This window comes from Citrobacter sp. VF227 (genome assembly GCF_052950715.1).
Genome location: NZ_JBRFVF010000762.1, coordinates 1 through 255, shown reverse-complemented (window position 1 = coordinate 255; position 255 = coordinate 1). Strand labels below are relative to the sequence as shown.

General features: G+C 49.4%; 1 protein-coding gene. It reads right to left on the bottom strand.

All coding sequences use genetic code 11. From position 1 onward, the window contains the following. Nucleotides 1–100: 100 nt before the first annotated feature. Nucleotides 101–255: hypothetical protein (locus ACU8YC_RS28875; protein ID WP_446896494.1), on the bottom strand; the 155-nt coding region annotated here is incomplete at its 5' end.

Genomic DNA, 255 nt, shown 5'->3' with positions numbered 1-255 from the left:
GCAGTAATGAGTACTGACATTATTTTTTCCTTTATATAAAGAAAAGCGCCAGCGAGTGAACGCTGGCGTTGATTCGTGGATGATAAGTACGGTTCGGTAGCTAATCTGTTCTGGCGCGTTGCAGAAGGTGAAGCAGACGGAGAACGCGAGCGTCCTGTAATGCCTGTGTGATATGAGGCAGCAGCTTTGCGGAGTCGGTGTTGTCTTCGTCGTTGTCGAAGACGATCCCGCTGTCGCAGTCAATATTGTCCTGCA